The 15512-nt window shown below is 63.5% G+C and carries 16 protein-coding genes; 1 reads left to right on the top strand and 15 read right to left on the bottom strand.

Annotated features, from left to right (window positions below; genetic code table 11):
• Positions 1–3: 3 nt before the first annotated feature.
• The 12 genes from phnE (EOC94_RS19600) to phnG all read right to left on the bottom strand — a co-directional run bounded on the left by phnE (EOC94_RS19600) (position 4) and on the right by phnG (position 10678).
• Positions 4–1563: a phosphonate ABC transporter, permease protein PhnE gene (gene phnE / locus EOC94_RS19600; RefSeq protein ID WP_127292752.1), complete on the bottom strand. Its 1560-nt coding sequence runs from the start codon at positions 1561–1563 to the stop codon at positions 4–6.
• 4 nt (positions 1564–1567) lie between these two features.
• Entirely contained in the window at positions 1568–2542 is a 975-nt protein-coding gene (gene phnE, locus EOC94_RS19595; protein WP_126104832.1) for a phosphonate ABC transporter, permease protein PhnE, read from the bottom strand.
• A gap of 73 nt (positions 2543–2615) precedes the next feature.
• Positions 2616–3524 (bottom strand): phosphonate ABC transporter substrate-binding protein, encoded by a 909-nt coding sequence (gene phnD, locus EOC94_RS19590; protein ID WP_126104833.1) that lies wholly within the window; start codon positions 3522–3524, stop codon positions 2616–2618.
• Between the two features lie 146 nt (positions 3525–3670).
• A complete protein-coding gene (gene phnC / locus EOC94_RS19585; RefSeq protein WP_029348282.1) occupies positions 3671–4528 on the bottom strand; it encodes a phosphonate ABC transporter ATP-binding protein in 858 nt (285 codons plus the stop codon).
• A gap of 123 nt (positions 4529–4651) precedes the next feature.
• Positions 4652–5356, bottom strand: a complete 705-nt coding sequence (locus tag EOC94_RS19580) for a DUF1868 domain-containing protein (RefSeq protein ID WP_185928280.1) — start codon at positions 5354–5356, stop codon at positions 4652–4654.
• Between the two features lie 75 nt (positions 5357–5431).
• Positions 5432–6046, bottom strand: coding sequence for a DapH/DapD/GlmU-related protein (locus EOC94_RS19575; protein WP_127292747.1), 615 nt, complete (start codon positions 6044–6046; stop codon positions 5432–5434).
• Complete coding sequence (gene phnL, locus EOC94_RS19570; RefSeq protein ID WP_126104837.1) at positions 6043–6750, bottom strand: phosphonate C-P lyase system protein PhnL; 708 nt, start codon at positions 6748–6750, stop codon at positions 6043–6045. The genes EOC94_RS19575 and phnL overlap by 4 nt, the downstream gene beginning before the upstream one ends.
• Before the next feature lie 60 nt (positions 6751–6810).
• Positions 6811–7587, bottom strand: coding sequence for a phosphonate C-P lyase system protein PhnK (phnK, locus tag EOC94_RS19565; RefSeq protein WP_065009749.1), 777 nt, complete (start codon positions 7585–7587; stop codon positions 6811–6813).
• Positions 7584–8495, bottom strand: coding sequence for an alpha-D-ribose 1-methylphosphonate 5-phosphate C-P-lyase PhnJ (locus EOC94_RS19560; RefSeq protein ID WP_095488278.1), 912 nt, complete (start codon positions 8493–8495; stop codon positions 7584–7586). Before EOC94_RS19560 ends, phnK begins: the two co-directional genes overlap by 4 nt.
• Positions 8492–9604 (bottom strand): carbon-phosphorus lyase complex subunit PhnI, encoded by a 1113-nt coding sequence (locus tag EOC94_RS19555; RefSeq protein WP_095488280.1) that lies wholly within the window; start codon positions 9602–9604, stop codon positions 8492–8494. Before EOC94_RS19555 ends, EOC94_RS19560 begins: the two co-directional genes overlap by 4 nt.
• Before the next feature lies 1 nt (position 9605).
• Positions 9606–10217, bottom strand: coding sequence for a phosphonate C-P lyase system protein PhnH (gene phnH, locus EOC94_RS19550; protein ID WP_127292744.1), 612 nt, complete (start codon positions 10215–10217; stop codon positions 9606–9608).
• A complete protein-coding gene (gene phnG / locus EOC94_RS19545; protein ID WP_095488284.1) occupies positions 10217–10678 on the bottom strand; it encodes a phosphonate C-P lyase system protein PhnG in 462 nt (153 codons plus the stop codon). The genes phnH and phnG overlap by 1 nt, the downstream gene beginning before the upstream one ends.
• 122 nt (positions 10679–10800) lie before the next feature.
• On the opposite strand from phnG, the gene phnF reads away from it, so the two are divergent.
• On the top strand, positions 10801–11544 hold the full coding sequence (gene phnF / locus EOC94_RS19540) for a phosphonate metabolism transcriptional regulator PhnF (protein WP_127292742.1): 744 nt from the start codon (positions 10801–10803) through the stop codon (positions 11542–11544).
• A 341-nt stretch (positions 11545–11885) separates the two neighbouring features.
• Here phnF and EOC94_RS19535 read toward each other — a convergent pair whose 3' ends face one another.
• The 3 genes from EOC94_RS19535 to EOC94_RS19525 all read right to left on the bottom strand — a co-directional run bounded on the left by EOC94_RS19535 (position 11886) and on the right by EOC94_RS19525 (position 15492).
• The gene (locus EOC94_RS19535) at positions 11886–12905 is read right to left on the bottom strand and encodes a zinc-binding alcohol dehydrogenase family protein (RefSeq protein ID WP_127292740.1); all 1020 of its coding nucleotides are present in this window, start codon (positions 12903–12905) and stop codon (positions 11886–11888) included.
• A 71-nt stretch (positions 12906–12976) separates the two neighbouring features.
• Positions 12977–13942, bottom strand: coding sequence for an ABC transporter permease (locus EOC94_RS19530; RefSeq protein ID WP_095488290.1), 966 nt, complete (start codon positions 13940–13942; stop codon positions 12977–12979).
• Positions 13939–15492, bottom strand: a complete 1554-nt coding sequence (locus tag EOC94_RS19525; protein ID WP_095488292.1) for a sugar ABC transporter ATP-binding protein — start codon at positions 15490–15492, stop codon at positions 13939–13941. The genes EOC94_RS19530 and EOC94_RS19525 overlap by 4 nt, the downstream gene beginning before the upstream one ends.
• Between the last annotated feature and the right edge of the window lie 20 nt (positions 15493–15512).

Below are 15512 nucleotides of genomic sequence, written 5' to 3'. Positions count from 1 at the left end.
CTCTCAGGCGATCTGAGCCACCGGCGGCAGGCCAACTGGCGCGCGCCCGCGCCGCTCATCGTTGCCGTTTGCGACTGTCCCCATCAATTTGCGGCGGAGAAAACTGGAAATGTTGTCGAAGATAAAGACGACAAGCAGGATCAGCAGAACCATATAGAAAACGTTGGCCCAATTGGTGTTGGTGCGCATCGCTTCCCACAGTTTCAGGCCGATGCCGCCGGCGCCGACAGCGCCTATGATCGTCGCTGACCGCGTGTTCGATTCCCAGAAATAGAGGGATTGGCTAAGGAATACCGGCAGAACCTGGGGCAGCACGCCATAGCGCTGCACCATTGCCGGCGTGGCGCCAACCGAGCGGATGCCCTCGCGCTGCTTGTCGTCGATGTTTTCCAGCGCCTCGGAATAGAGCTTGCCCAGGGTTCCGGTGTCGGTGAAGAAGATCGCCGACATGCCGGCCAGCGGCCCCGGACCGAAGCCACGCGTGAAGAACAGCGCCCAGATCAGCATGTCGACCGAGCGCAGGAAATCGAAGAAGCGTTTTGTTGCCTGGTTGGCAATCCGGCTCGGCGTGACGTTGCGCGCAGCCAGGAAGGCGAGCGGAAAGGCGACGATCGATGCCAGCACCGTGCCGACGAAAGCCATGACGACGGTCTGCAAAAGCTTCAGCCAGACGTCGCCGTGCTGCCACTCGGCGTTGTTGAGGATGTTGTCCCAGGCGAGCGCCGCGTTTGATCGCGACGGATCGATGCGTGCTCCGGAGATAATCAGTGAAGCGACCTCGCCGAACGGCTTTCCCCAGAATGGCGAGTTCGTGTCGAACACGAAATTGGCCCAGCCGAAGAAACGCCTCCAGGCAACGACTTCGTCGTTTTGGACTTCAGCGCGACCGAGAAATCCGAACGAGACATAGGCTGTCGAGCCTGGCCTGCGCTGCTCGATCCAGTCAGGCAGCGGTGTGCGCGGCGTCACAGAGCTGTCCTTGGCAATGTCGAAAATGACGCTTTCGGCGCCGCGCGTCACGGTGACAAGGTCTGGCGCGATGGCGATCTGACCATTGCCAAGAGTGACAGTCGCGGCCACGACGGCGTTTTCGCGCACCGTTTCAGGCACAGCCGGAGCGGATTGGCCTGACGGGACGGCTGGATTCTCGGCGGTCGGCGCGCCAGGCGCCATAAACGAATCCTGCGACGACTTGCCGGTCGCGCTCGCCGGTGCTGGCGCTGCGTCGACCCGCCGCTCGATCACCGCCATCTGCTTGGCCACCCAGTCGGGATTTGGATTGGATCCCAGCTTGGAAAAGCGGGAGTAGTCGATCGTCAGATGGTTGTCTTTGAATTCGATGTCAGGCCGGATTTCGTAAGACACCCAGTCGGCGAGATACGCGCCGGCAAGGTTCCAGTTCGCTTTTTCGAGAACGGTGACGATCGAGAAGAACCACGCGCAATAGAATGTGTAGAGGATGCAGAGAACGATACCGAGCGGGGTGGCGTAGCGCTTCCATAGGGATCGCCGGAACGCATTCGGATGGCGAGTGGCGATGTCGTTGATGGCGTCGGCGTTCATCGCATTACTCTCCGCGCCCGTATGCGAACGCTTGCCGGCCGACAAGACGATGTCTCAGCCACGCCGAAAACTGATCGACGGCGACAATCGTGCAGAACAGCAGGAAGACGATGGCGATGGTCTTGGCCTCATGGCCCCGGCTGATCGAAAGACGCAGGGATTCGCCGATGCCGCCGGCGCCGACGGCGCCGAGAATGGTCGAAGCGCGCACATTGATCTCGAAGCGGAGCAGGAAATAGCTCATGAAGTTGGGCAGAACCTGAGGCACGATGCCGAACCACACGCGTTCGACCCAGTTGGCGCCAACGGCTCGCAAACCTTCTTCAGGCTTCATGTCGGCATTCTCGACCACTTCGAAGAACATTTTTCCGAGTGCGCCGACGGTGTGGATGCTGACCGCGAGGATCGCCGGAATGGGTCCTAGCGAGAAGACCGCCAGAAAGAAGCCGGCGATGACGATTTCCGGAAAGGCGCGGACAATTTCAAGGAAGCGGCGCGTGGTGAAACGGAGCCAGCGGCTGGCCGTGATATTGCCCGCAGCCAGGAAGCAGAGCAGGAAACCGAATGTGGAGCCCACCAGCGTCGAAAACAGGGCAATGTTCAGCGTCTCGATCATCCGGTAGAAGTATTCCGGAACGTAGATGCTTTGGGTCAGGTAGACCCGGCCTTCGGGGTAGTCGAACTTGAGGCTGCCATCGTCGTAGGGGGACGGCAGGTCGAACAGCGCGCGCACCGGATCGAACCAGTCGCGCGGCTTCAATTCCGTGAAAAAGTCGGCGATATATGGAAGGCGGTCGAAGAACTTTCCGGCGTTGGTTTCGTTGGCGAACCAGAGCGAGCCAGAGAGCGCGAGAAACAGGAAAACCAGGCCTCCGATCGTGTAAAGGCGCCGGCGGGCGGCGAGGTCACGCCAGTGCCGCTCGACAGTGGCTCCCTCCGGTGAAAGCGCAGGCGCACGGTAAACGTCGGTCGCACTCATTTATCGATCCCTGGCCCATGATGCGGCAACGCCGCCGGCGGCACATGGCCCCGGCGGCGTTGTGGCAGTTTACTTACGAGCCGATCTTCGCCTTACGGGCGTCGATGATTGCCTGATAGAATTCCGGGGTGACCGGCGAATAGCCCTTGAAGTCGCCGCCCTGTATCGCCGAGAAACAGGCTGGATCGGTTTCCGGAAGCTTGGTCAGGAAATCGGTGACCTTCTGTTTGGCGCCGGCATCGATCGACGCACGCAGCACCAGCGGGCCGTTCGGGATCATCGGCGACTGCCACAATTCGACAAGATCGTCCATCTTGAGGACGCCCTTGTCGACCATCTTGCGCAGATTGCCCGAGCTGTAGCCGTCCTTGAAGTCGCCGACGCCGGAAGCCCAGGTGGTGCCGGCATCGAAGGTGCCCTTCAGGACCTCGAGGACGAGCTGTTCATGGCCGCCACCAAAACCGGTCGACGCGAAGTAGCTCTTCACATCCATGCCGATGTCCTTGGGCAGTGAAGTGACCGGGATCAGGTAACCCGAAGTCGAATCGGGATCGGCGAAACCGAGTTTCTTGCCCTTCATGTCGGCGAGCGTCTTGATGCCGGAATCGGCACGGGCGACCATGACCGAATGATAGCCGGTCGAACCGTCGGTCTGGACCGTCGTCAGGATAGGCTCAACCGCGTCCTTGTTTTCGAGATAGATCTTGGCATAGGCGGAAGCGCCGAGCTCGGCATAGTCAAGCGTGCCGCCGAGCAGGCCCTGGATGACGCCGTCGTAGTCGGCGGCCGGGAACAGCGAGACTTTCTCGACGCCCAGCACTTCCTTGATGTGGTCGGCGAAGCACTGGTAGTTGCGCAGACGGTCGGCTTCGTTCTCGCCGCCCAGAATGCCGACGCGGAATTCCTTCAGGTCCTGTGCCTGAACCGCGCCCATCGCCATGGCGATGATGGAAACAGCACCGAAAAGCATCTTTCTAAACATGTCGCGTCTCTCCTGTTGGTTCCGGCATCGCGCCGGTAGCGTTCGAATTTTGACAGCGCCCTTGACGTGGGCCGGCGATCCAGGCGCTCTTTTGCTTGTCCATGATCGTTTCCGGATACCGGTATCCACTTGTCGGGATCATGGAACTAGTAGCCCGGAAATGCGGGCTCGAGCGGTCCGGCGGATGCGGCGATTTTTTGCTTGATGGTGACGCTGGTCGAGGTGATGGCCTCGGAGATTTCGCCGCCATTGCTGTCGGCGCCGTAGACCATGCGCACGGCTTCGCGGTTGAGGTCTTCGGGTGGGCCGTCGAACACGACCTTGCCGGCGGCCATGCCGATGATGCGGTTGCAATAGGTGCGCGCGGTATCCAGCGTGTGCAGATTGGTGACGACGGTGATGCCCTCGCGCAGATTGATGTCCTGCAGCGAATCCATAACCACCTTGGCGTTGAGCGGGTCGAGCGAGGCGATCGGCTCGTCAGCAAGGATCACCTTCGGCTGCTGCATCATGGCACGGGCAATCGCAACGCGCTGCTGCTGGCCGCCGGACAAGGTGCCGGCCGGCTGCAGCGCCGTGCGGGCAATGTCGAGACGCTCGAGCGCCGCGATCGCCTCGGCCCGTTCCTCGCGAGAAAAGACACCGAGCAGATTGACAACGGTCGAGCGGTGATTGAGCCGGCCGAGCAAGACGTTGGTCAGCACGTCGAGACGCGGCACCAGGTTGAACTGCTGGAAGATCATGGCGCAGTCGCGCTGCCAGCGCCTGAGCAGCGAGCCGCGCAGGCTGGAGACTTCGGCGCCGTCAAAGAAAATCGACCCTTGGCTGGGATCGATGAGGCGGTTGATCATGCGCAAAAGGGTCGACTTGCCGGCACCGGAACGGCCGATGATGCCGACCATCTGACCATGCGGGATCGAGATATCGACATTGCTGACGGCGGTGTTCTTGCCAAACCGGCGGGTGACGCCGCGGATTTCAAGCGTGGCTGAGGTTGCTGACATGGGGCAGGTTCCAGTCCAGTCGCAGTTGAAGGTCCGTTGACCCTCGCTAGCGCAGCCGCATGAACCTGCGGTGTCGGATTGATGTCAGTTTTGTTACTGCCCACAGGCAGAGACGTCGCGCCGTCAGCCCAGGACAAGAAGCTCCTCGAAATACTTCATGTCCTTGAAGCTGCAAAATGCCGGAGGCCGCAGCTCGATCACTGGAGCCTGAAGGGCGAGCAGCGAGAGGCAGTCATCGAATAGCTGTTGCCATTGCGAGGCCCTTTCGTCGTCGAGGTGCCGGATCTGGTAGGCGAAAGTTATGTGGAAAGTGTAGCTGTCGTGATCGGGATGCCGGTATCCGAACGGCACCGACAGGGCATCGCGCCACGCGCGCATGATGCGCTCGTCCTGGTCCGACACGCCGGTAACGGTAAGCCCGGTCGGCACGACATCGACAACCCTGACTTTAAACGCGCCATGGTCCCCGACGCCATTCAGGCGCTCCAGATAGAGCCGTGTCATGTCGTCGATGCTTGTGTCGAGGGGCACATCCTCAGGCCAGTAGGGAAGCCGGCGGCGATATTCGATGATGCCCTGGAACAGCGTCATATGCAGGCTGGAGATCGGCGTGAAGGCCAGCCTGTCGGCATCGGGCATAACGCGCATCCGCTCACGCACTTCGATGACCGCCGTTTCGGAAGCTGAGCCGCTGACGAGATGGCAGACGACCGTGTTGCCGGGCTCGGTCAGGAAATTGCCTGACGTGTCGTAGCGCGTGCCGAGATGCACGGGAGGGTTCGGGTTCGAGCCGGCAAAGAATCCGGCGAGCGAAGGTTTGATGGGCATGGCGATCTCCAGGGAAAGACCGCCTTTGTCCGAGTCATGTGTCAGAGGTGTGAAACGGGCGGGTTCGTCCTGTGGTCAGCCGTACTTTTCCAGAAACGCTTCCGCCGAAAGCGCGCGAAAATCGTCGAGCGCGGCGCGCAGCCTGATATGGTCCCAATCCCACCAGGCGAGCGCCTGATAACGTTCCGCCGTGCGGCGGTCGAAGCGTTCGCGGATCGGTTTCGCCGGCACGCCGCCGACAATGGTGTAGGGCGCGACGTCCTTCGACACCACGGCGCCGGCGCCGACCGCCGCGCCATCGCCGACGTTGACGCCGGGCAGGATGGTCGAGCCGTGGCCAAGCCAGGTGTCATGGCCGATGGTGACGCGCTTGGCGCGACGCTGAGCGAAGAATTCGCTCTCGTGCTCGGCGTCGTCCCAATAGTCCGAGGCGCGGTAGGTGAAATGGTGCAGCGTCGGCCGCCAGGTCGGGTGGTTGGTGGCGTTGATGCGCACATTGGCGGCAATGTTGGCAAATTTGCCGATCGTCGCGCACCAGACGCCGCAGTCCTGCATCATGTAGGAATAGTCGCCCAACGTGCTTTCCGAAACCCGGCAGCGGTCGGCGATCTCGGTCCAGCGGCCAAGCGTCGAGTTCTCGACTTCCGCCGTCTCGTGGACAAGCGGCGCTTCCGACAGTTTTCTGGTCATGCGGCGATTTTCCCGGCGGCAAAAGCGGTCACGTCGATGACGCGGTCGGCTACCGCCTCGCGCACGTCGTGGTCATGGAAGATGCCAAGCAGGGCGACGCCAGCCGCCTTCTTGGCCGCGATCAGCGCAATCACCACGTCGCGGTTCCTGGCATCGAGCGAGGCGGTCGGCTCGTCGAGCAGCAGGATCGGGTGCTCGGTGATGAAGCCGCGCGCGATGTTGACGCGCTGCTGCTCGCCGCCGGAAAAGGTCGCCGGCGGCAGCATCCAGAGTTTTTCGGGCAGGTTGAGCTGCGCCAGCAAGGCGCGCGCCTTATTGCGCGCGACCTCACGGTCCGCGCCGCGCTCGACCAGCGGTTCGGCGACAACGTCGAGGGCGGAGACGCGCGGCACGGTGCGCAGGAACTGACTGACATAGCCGATCGTGAGCCGGCGCACGGCAAGCACGGTGCGCGGGCTGGCCGTTGCGAGATCGATGAGCCCATCCTCGTGCTGGACGATGATCTGGCCTGCGTCGACGGCGTAGTTGCCGTAGAGCATCTTCAGGATCGAGCTCTTGCCGGCGCCAGAGGGGCCGCCGAGCACTGCGCATTCACCGCTCCTGATCGAGAACGAGACGCCGGCGACGACAGGCAGTTTGATGCCGTCGCGCAGATGCATGGTGAAGCTCTTGGCGACATCGGAGACGACGAGAGGGGTTGCCATCAGAAGGTGCTCCAATCGTCGTTCGTTGGCAGGCCAGAGGGGGGTGACTTGGCGCCATCGTCAAACCTGCAAAATCGAGGAAACCAGCAATTGCGTATAAGGCGCGCGCGGATCGTCGAGCACGCGGTCGGTGAGGCCGCTTTCGACGACGCGGCCATCCTTCATCACCATCATGCGTTGCGACAAAAGCCGCGCCACCGCGAGGTCGTGGGTGACGACGATGGCCGCGAGGCCAAGATCGGTGACCAGCCCGCGCAACAAATCGAGCAGGCGTGCCTGCACCGAGACGTCGAGGCCGCCGGTCGGCTCGTCCATGAACACCAGCCGCGGCCCGGTGACCAGGTTGCGGGCGATCTGCAGGCGCTGGCGCATGCCGCCGGAGAAGGCGCGCGGTTCGTCGTCGATGCGGTCCTCGTCGATCTCGACGCGCGACAGCCAGTCGACTGCGGTGGCGCGAATTTTTCCATAATGGCGGTCGCCCACCGCCATCAGCCGCTCGCCGACATTGGCGCCGGCGGACACCGTCATGCGCAGTCCGTCGGCGGGGTTCTGGTGGACGAAGCCCCAGTCGGTGCGCATCAGGAAGCGGCGCTCGGCCTCGCTCATCCGGTAGAGCTCGCGAAACTGGCCGTCGCGCATGCGGTAGCTGGCGGTGCCGGAGCTCGGCAACAATCTGGTCGAGAGGCAGTTCAGCAGCGTCGTTTTGCCGGAACCGGATTCGCCGACCACCGCCAGCACCTCGCCCGGCCACAGGTCGAAGGTGACGTTCTCGCATCCGACGCGCGAGCCATAGAATTTGGAGAGCGCTGAAACGCGCAGCAGCGGCTCGTCGGTCATTGCGCCGGCTCCGTTTTTTCCAGGGCAAGAGGGGTTTCAGGCGCAAGGCGGCCGCGATGGCCTTGTTCGCGCCGCTTCTCGCAATGATCGGTGTCGGAGCACACGAACATGTGGCCGCCATGATCGTCGAGGATGACCTCGTCGAGATAGACGTTCTCAGCCGCGCACAACGCGCAGGGCTGGTCGAAGGTCTGCACCTCGAACGGATGGTCCTCGAAGTCGAGGCTGACCACATCGGTGAAAGGCGGCAGCGCATAGATGCGCTTTTCGCGGCCGGCGCCAAATAGCTGCAAAGCCGGCGAACGATGCATCTTCGGATTGTCGAATTTCGGTGTTGGCGAAGGGTCCATCACATAGCGGCCCTCGACTTTGACCGGATAGGCGTAGGTGGTGGCGATGCGACCGTGCCTGGCAATGTCCTCGTAGAGCTTCACATGCATGAGGCCGTATTCCTCCAGCGCATGCATCTTGCGCGTTTCGGTCTCGCGCGGCTCGAGGAAGCGCAGCGGCTCGGGGATCGGCACCTGATAGACCAGCACCTGGCCCGATGTCAGCGGATGTTCTGGGATGCGGTGGCGGGTCTGGATGATGGTCGCCTTCGCCGTCTCGGTGGTGACAGCGACATTGGCGACCTTCTTGAAGAAGGCGCGGATCGAAACGGCATTAGTGGTGTCGTCGGCGCCCTGGTCGATGACCTTCAGCACATCGTCCGGGCCGATGATCGAAGCGGTGACCTGGACGCCGCCGGTGCCCCAGCCATAGGGCATCGGCATTTCGCGCGAGGCGAACGGCACCTGATAGCCGGGAATGGCGATGCCCTTGAGGATCGCCCGGCGGATCATCCGCTTGGTCTGCTCATCGAGATAGGCGAAGTTGTAGGTGGCGATGTCGGTCGGTTGTGCGGTCATTCCGCTGCCTCCCTTTTCTCCTCGGCTTTGCCGGCGTTTTCGCGAGCATCATGCTCGGCGCGCATGCGGCGCACGAGGTCGAGCTCGGCCTGGAAGTCGACATAGTGCGGCAGCTTCAGATGCTCGACGAAGCCGGTCGCCTGGACATTGTCGGAATGCGAGATGACGAACTCCTCGTCCTGGGCCGCGGCGACGACATCTTCGCCGAATTCCGAAGCGCGTAACGCCCGGTCGCACAGCGCCATGGCCATCGCCTTGCGCTCGCTCTGGCCGAAGACGAGGCCGTAGCCGCGGGTGAATTGCGGGGGCGCCTTGGCCGAGCCCTTGAACTGGTTGACCATCTGGCACTCGGTGACGCGAACGGAGCCGAGCGGTACCGCGAAGGGCAGCTCCGCGACATCGAGTTCCAACTCGACCTCACCGATGCGAACCTCGCCGACGAAGGGGTGGTTGCGGGCATAGCCGCGCTGGGTGGAATAGCCGAGTGCGAGGAGAAAACCCTCGTCGCCGCGTGACAGCGCCTGCAGGCGGATGTCGCGCGCCATCGGGAATTCCAGCGGCTCGCGGGTGATGTCGCCGGGGACATGGTCCTGCGGCATGTCGCCGTCGGGCTCGATCAGGCCTTCGCGGGCGAGGATGGCGGAGACACGGGGCATGGCTTCCGCCTCGCTGGCACGCTGCTGCGGCTCGGCGACGTCGCGGCCCGCGGCAAGCTCGGGATCGAGCAGCCGGTGGGTGTAGTCGAAGGTCGGGCCGAGAAGCTGGCCGCCGGGAAGATCCTTGTAGGTCGCCGAGACACGCCGCTCGACCAGCATCGCGCCGGTGTCGATCGCCTTGGTGTAGCCGAAGCGTGGCAGCGTCGTGCGATAGGCGCGAACCAGGAAGATCGCCTCGATCATGTCGCCGCGCGCCTGGACGATGGCGAGCGCCGCCAATTCCCTGTCGTAGAGCGAGCCTTCGCTCATCACCCGGTCGACGCCGAGCGCAAGTTGCTCGACGATCTGGTCGAGGCGAAGCGCCGGCACCGAGCGGTCGCCGCGCCGGCGGTCGGCGAGCAGGGCGTGGGCGTTGGCAATGGCCGCTTCGCCGCCCTTTACCGCGACATACATATCACGCCTCCATCGTCTTGATGCGCGTCGTGCGCGGCAGGCAGGCGACGCCGTCCGGGGTGGCGAGGACGATGTCGACGCCACGCGGAAAGCGCTGGTTGTTCTGCTTCCACTGTTCGACGAAATGGCGCGGCATCTGTGCCGGCGCGATGCTTGCAGTCTTTTCGATGCCAGGACCTTCGAGCAACAGAGGGGCGCCTGAAACGAGATCGCCGACTTGCAGGATCAGCGTCGTGGAGCGGTCGGGATAATCCTGGGTGCCTTGTGAGAAGCCGTCGAGCGCCATCATTTCGGCCGGCGTGGCGATCAGCGCGAAATGCGCATCGGCCGGCGTGTTGGCCAGGGGCGCGCCGGTGTGGAAGCCGAGCCAGGATTTCACCGCTACCGGGGCCTGCAAAACGGGGTCGAGCCACAGCGGCGTGTCGTTGTCGCACAGCGCCAGCGCAATGGCGCCCGCGGTGGCTGATAGCGGCGCCGGCGGGCGGGCAAAGACCGGCAGAGCCTGCAGGGTGCCCGGCCGCGCCATTGCGTCCATCACGGCGCGGAACACCGTCTGGGCGTCGAACACCGGATCGGCAAAGCCGCCTTCGATCGCTTGGGTTACGATGTCCATCAGTCTTCTCCGCGTACCATGGTGAAGAAATCGACCTTCGTTGCCGCCGTCTCGGCGCGACGCCGTTCACGTGCGCTGGCCAGTGCGGCCTGCAGCGGCGCAATGAGTTTGGTCTCGACCTCACGGCGCAGGGCAGGGTCCTGCCAGAGCGCGTCGGCGATCGCCGCCAGTTTTGCTTTCTGCCTGTCACGGCCCAGCGCGTAGCAGTGGCCGACCTGTCCGGAGGCGAGCCGGACGGTAGCGCGGGTGACCGTCGCCTCGCCAACGTTGAACGGCGCGCCGCCGCCGCCGATGCGGCCGCGCACGGTGACCAAGCCGGTTTCGGGGCCGCGCAGGAGTTCCGCCTCAGAAGGCAGGCCGGCTTCGTTCCACAGCCGGACGATATCGTCGCCGGTCGATTGCGCCAGCGTTGCCATAACGGCCTTGCGCTGAGCCTGATCGCGCGCTTCCTGTCCTCGCATGGTTAACATTCCCTTGCATCGAAAATTTGTCTATTGATATAGACAATTATACAAATTATACCTATTATCTAATGCGTGTCTATGACGGGTGCATGACACGGGCGAAAAGATCGGGGCAAGACATGATCGGGCAGCCCAGCAGCATAGAGCGGCGCAGCGGCGTCTCGCTGTGGCGGCAGATCGCCGATCAAATCCTGCGTTCGATCGCCGTCGGCGACTTTGCCGAGAATACCGCGCTGCCGCCGGAAGTCGCGCTGGCCGAGCGCTATGGTGTCAACCGCCATACGGTGCGCAGCGCCATCGCAGCACTGGTGCAGGATGGCGTGCTCAGGGCCGAGCAGGGGCGCGGCACTTTCGTGCTTTCGCGCAAGCGCCTGTCCTATCCGATCGGCGCCCGCACCCGTTTTTCGGAGGGCTTGCAAGGGCAAGCGTCTGAGCGCCGCAGCGTGCTGCTCGAGTCGGCGGTCGAGCCGGCCAGCCGGCGTGTCGCCGAAGGCTTAGGTCTAGCCAAGGGTTCCAGCGTCATCCGCCTTGAGACACGCGGTGAAGCCGATGGACAGCCGGTCTCGCGTGCCACCGGCTGGTTCGATGCAAAACGCTTCGTAGGCATCGAGACCGCTATCGCGGAAACTGGATCGGTGACCGCTTCGCTCCAGCGTTTCGGCATCAGTGACTATCTCAGGCAATCGACGGTGCTGTCGGCGCGCCACGCGGATGCCGCCGACCTTGCCGATCTCGATCTGCAGCCCGGCGCCATCGTGCTGGTCACGGCCGCCGTCAACGTCACGCCGGACGGCCAGCCGATCCAGTTCGCCGAAACGCGGTTTCCGGCTGAGCGCGTCGAGCTCAAACTGTCGGCGCTGTAGGTAGTGCCGGCCTTATACGAGACCGTGATTTATCTGACCCACGCTGATATCATACCAGCTCGGTCGCGCTTACATGTCAGCGGCTTGGCGTTTGAGGACCGCCTTCCCCCACTCCGTCTCGGCTTCGCCGAGCCACCTCTCCCCCCTCCGGAGGGAGAGGAAGGGAGCCCGCTGACGGCGAGAGAAGTAGGGAGTCTGGTTGAGGAGCGTTGGCTGCAATAGGCTCGCACCCTTCCTCTACCCCGTCGCTCGGGGGAGAGGTGGCTCGGCGAAGCCGAGACGGAGTGGGGGTCGACCTGCGCGGGGCGTTGTCATTCGGGCCGGGCTCACCGCCTGCCGTGTTATGACCCGACTTCGATCACCGCCTTGATCAGGCCGGATTTCTCATGCGCCCAGCGGGCGAGGTCGCGCGGCGTCTCGCCCAGCGTCGTGCGATGGGTGACGAGCTTCGCCAGCGGCACGGCGCCATCGCGGATCGAGGCGGCGACATGGTCGAAATCGGCGCGCAGCGCGTTGCGGCTGCCGATCAACGTCATCTCGCGCTTGTGGAATTCGGGATCGGAAAAGACGATGTCGTCCTTGACGACGCTGACCAGGACCAGCGTCCCGCCATGCGCGACATGGGCGAAGGCCGACTGGACGGACTGGGTGTTGCCGGTGGCATCGAAGACAACGTCGAAACCTTCGCCGCCGGTCGCCTCCCGCACCCGATCGGTCGCAGACGCCTGCGAACCGTCGAGGGTCGCGAAGCCGAGTTCGTTTGCGGCGAAACCCAGCCTCTCCGCGCTCATGTCGAGCAGCGTCACGTCGAGACCGGCGATGCGAGCAAACAGCGCCGTGCCGAGGCCGATCGGCCCAGCGCCGATGACCAGCGTGCGCGCGCCTGGCTGCGCCAGCGAGCGCCGCACGGCATGCGCCCCGATCGCCAGGAATTCGACGGCGGCGGCATCCGCCAGCGACAGGCCGTTTGCCGGATAGAGATTTTGCGCCGGCACCAGGATCCGTTCGCACATGGCGCCGTCGCGGTGTACGCCGAGCACCTCGATTTTGACGCAGCAATTCGGCTTGCCTTGCCGGCAGGCGATGCATTTGCCGCAAGCGAGATAGGGGTTGATGATCACTGGTTCGCCGACGGACAGATCGACGCCTTCGCCGGCCTCGATCACAGTGCCGGAAACCTCATGACCCATGATGCGGGGATAGGCGAGGAACGGATGCTTGCCCTCGAAGATATGATAGTCGGTGCCGCAGATGCCGACATGGCTGACCGCGACCAACGCCCAGCCAGAGGGCGGAGTGCCTGGCGCCGGGCGGTCTTCCAGAACAAGCTCACCGGGCGAGCGGCAGACGACGGCTTTCATGCTTTGATCCAGTCGGTTCTTGGCACCGCGGCCCGTCGGCTATCGCCGGGCCGGCGGTTGTTAAAGATAGTCTACTTGCCGCGGCGACGCAGGCCGTCGAAATAGACGATGACGATGATCAGCACGCCGGTAATGATGCGCTGCCAGAAGGCGTTGACGTTCAAGAGATTGGCGCCGTTGTTGATGGTGGCGAGGATGAAGGCGCCGAGCAGCGGTCCGTGCACCGAGCCGACGGCGCCGAACAGCGAAGTGCCGCCGATCACCGACGAGGCGATCGCCTGCAACTCCCAGCCCTCGGCCTGCGTCGGATTGCCGATGCCGATGCGCGAGGCGAGCAGCACGCCGACGAAAGCCGCACACAGGCCCGACAGCGTATAGGCCATGTAGATGGTGCGCTGGACATTGACGCCGGACAGACGCGAGGCCTCGGCGTTGGAGCCGACCGAGAACAGATACCGGCCCCAGCGGCTGTGATGCAGGAAGATGTAGGCGGGGATGCCGACCAGGATCACCATCCAGAACAGATTGGGGACGCCGAGAAACGAGCTGCGCGAAAACAACTGGAAGGCGTCGTTGTTGATCGAGATCGAGTTGCCGTTGGTCATCAAAAGGCCAATGCCACGCAGCGAGGTCAGTGTCGCCAGCGTGATGATGAAGGGCGGCAGGCCCATCCTGACGATGCCGAAGCCGTGGAACATGCCGATGGCGACACCGACCAGCAAGGTGACCAGGATGGCGAGGAAGACCGGCACCCCGGCGTTGATCAGCATCGCCACGATGACGGTGGCGAAGCCGACCACGGCGCCGACGGAAAGGTCGATGCCTCCGGTGATGATGACGAAGGTCTGGCCGACCGCTAGGATGGCTATCATCGAGCCCTGCCGCAGCAGGTTCGAGATATTGTTGGCGGAGGCGAAGCTCGGCGTCGCCACCGACAGGATGATCCACAAAAGAACCAGCAGCGCCAGCAGCGTCAGCCCGAACAGCGCGTTATAGTTGCGTTTCGGCCTTTCGGCCGGGATCGCCTCGGTGCTCATATCTGTCCTCCCGGTTTTTCTTGTTTCTCGGCGAGCGCCTGATTGAGAATGTCCTCATGATTGGCGGTGCGGAAACCATGCGTGGCCACCAGCTTGCCGCGCCGGAATACATGCAGCGTGTCGGCCAGTTCATAGACCTCGGGCAGATAGGACGAGATCAGGATGATGCCGGCGCCCTTGGACAACAGTTCGCCGAACAGACGGTAGATCTCCGCCTTGGTGCCGACATCGACGCCAACTGTCGGCTCGTCGAAGATGAACAGCTTGGCGCCGTGCGCCAGCCATCTGCCGATGACGATCTTCTGCTGGTTGCCGCCGGACAGGCTGGAGGCGAGCGCGTTGCGCGTCGGCGTCTTGATCCTGAGATTGGCGATCTGGCGATCCGCCTCGGTCTTCTCCTGTGCGCTGGAGATCAGCAGATTGCTGGAGATGCGCTTGTAGATCGGCAGATTGAGATTGAGGCCGACCGGCAGGTTGAGGCAGAGGCCCTGGTCACGGCGGCTTTCCGGCGCCAGCGCCATGCCGAGCCTGATAGCGTCATGCTCGGAGTTGACCTGAACCTCCTTGCCCTCCCAGAGGATCTGGCCGGCCGACTTGCGATGACGGCCGTAGAGCGTGGTGACGAACTCGCTGCGCCCGGCACCGATCAGGCCGTAGAGCCCGACGATTTCGCCGGCCCGGACCGTCATCGAGACATTTTCGAAGCCCTTGCCGGAGAGATTTCTGGCTTCGAGGAGCGTCGCGCCCGGGGTAAAATGCTCCTTGTGGTAGACTTGCTCGATCGAGCGGTTGATCATCATCTTGACCAGCTCGGCGTCGTTGGTCTCGGCGATGTTCCTGGTGCCGACAAGCGTGCCGTCGCGCAGCACCGAGACGCGGTCGGCGAGCTCGAACACCTCTTCCATGCGGTGGCTGATGTAGATGATGGTGACGCCTTCGCCCTTTAGCCGGCGGATCAGCGTGAACAGCTGATCGGCTTCCTTCCGGGTGAGATAGGCAGTCGGTTCGTCGAAGATCAGGAACTTGGTGCCGCGCACGGTGGCGCGGGCGGCGGCGATCAGCTGCTGCTGGCCTATGGTCAGGTCACCCAGCACGACATGCGCCGGCAGATCGAAGCCGAGATCGTCGATGATCTTCTGCGCTTCCCTGACCATGGCCCGCTGCTGCAGGATGCCGAAGCGGGAATCCTCCTCGCCAAGGAACATGTTGGCCGCGACAGTGAGATGGCGGCACAGAACGACCTCCTGATGCACGGCATTGATGCCGAGCGCCATCGCCTCATGCGGCGTCGCCAGCGCTGCCGGCTTGCCCTCCCAGATGACGTCGCCGGAGGTGCGCGGCATGACACCGGTCAGCAGCTTGATCAGGGTGGATTTGCCGGCGCCGTTCTCGCCGACAATGGCGTGGATTTCGCTGGCCTTGAAGGCGAGGTTAACCGGCTTCAGCGCGTGCGTGCCAGGATATCGCTTTTCCAGTCCCTTGAGTTCGAGGATCGTCCTGCCCGGCTCCAGCGTTAGGGCCGGATGCAGTTCCTGCGCCGTCGACGTCATGACAATCCTCCCAGATTGGC

This window comes from Mesorhizobium sp. M6A.T.Ce.TU.016.01.1.1 (assembly GCF_003997065.1).
GTDB classification, from domain to species: Bacteria; Pseudomonadota; Alphaproteobacteria; order Rhizobiales; family Rhizobiaceae; genus Mesorhizobium; species Mesorhizobium mediterraneum.
The sequence above is the reverse complement of the archived record's forward strand: the minus strand, read 5'-3'. Positions and strand labels throughout refer to the sequence as shown.

Excerpts from the sequence above, each read along its gene's own strand:
- phnE (WP_127292752.1), bottom strand. The coding sequence starts at position 1,563 with ATGAACGCCGACGCCATCAACGACATCGCCACTCGCCATCCGAATGCG.
- phnE (WP_126104832.1), bottom strand. The coding sequence starts at position 2,542 with ATGAGTGCGACCGACGTTTACCGTGCGCCTGCGCTTTCACCGGAGGGA.
- phnD (WP_126104833.1), bottom strand. The coding sequence starts at position 3,524 with ATGTTTAGAAAGATGCTTTTCGGTGCTGTTTCCATCATCGCCATGGCG.
- phnC (WP_029348282.1), bottom strand. The coding sequence starts at position 4,528 with ATGTCAGCAACCTCAGCCACGCTTGAAATCCGCGGCGTCACCCGCCGG.
- EOC94_RS19580 (WP_185928280.1), bottom strand. The coding sequence starts at position 5,356 with ATGCCCATCAAACCTTCGCTCGCCGGATTCTTTGCCGGCTCGAACCCG.
- EOC94_RS19575 (WP_127292747.1), bottom strand. The coding sequence starts at position 6,046 with ATGACCAGAAAACTGTCGGAAGCGCCGCTTGTCCACGAGACGGCGGAA.
- phnL (WP_126104837.1), bottom strand. The coding sequence starts at position 6,750 with ATGGCAACCCCTCTCGTCGTCTCCGATGTCGCCAAGAGCTTCACCATG.
- phnK (WP_065009749.1), bottom strand. The coding sequence starts at position 7,587 with ATGACCGACGAGCCGCTGCTGCGCGTTTCAGCGCTCTCCAAATTCTAT.
- EOC94_RS19560 (WP_095488278.1), bottom strand. The coding sequence starts at position 8,495 with ATGACCGCACAACCGACCGACATCGCCACCTACAACTTCGCCTATCTC.
- EOC94_RS19555 (WP_095488280.1), bottom strand. The coding sequence starts at position 9,604 with ATGTATGTCGCGGTAAAGGGCGGCGAAGCGGCCATTGCCAACGCCCAC.
- phnH (WP_127292744.1), bottom strand. The coding sequence starts at position 10,217 with ATGGACATCGTAACCCAAGCGATCGAAGGCGGCTTTGCCGATCCGGTG.
- phnG (WP_095488284.1), bottom strand. The coding sequence starts at position 10,678 with ATGCGAGGACAGGAAGCGCGCGATCAGGCTCAGCGCAAGGCCGTTATG.
- phnF (WP_127292742.1), top strand. The coding sequence starts at position 10,801 with ATGATCGGGCAGCCCAGCAGCATAGAGCGGCGCAGCGGCGTCTCGCTG.
- EOC94_RS19535 (WP_127292740.1), bottom strand. The coding sequence starts at position 12,905 with ATGAAAGCCGTCGTCTGCCGCTCGCCCGGTGAGCTTGTTCTGGAAGAC.
- EOC94_RS19530 (WP_095488290.1), bottom strand. The coding sequence starts at position 13,942 with ATGAGCACCGAGGCGATCCCGGCCGAAAGGCCGAAACGCAACTATAAC.
- EOC94_RS19525 (WP_095488292.1), bottom strand. The coding sequence starts at position 15,492 with ATGACGTCGACGGCGCAGGAACTGCATCCGGCCCTAACGCTGGAGCCG.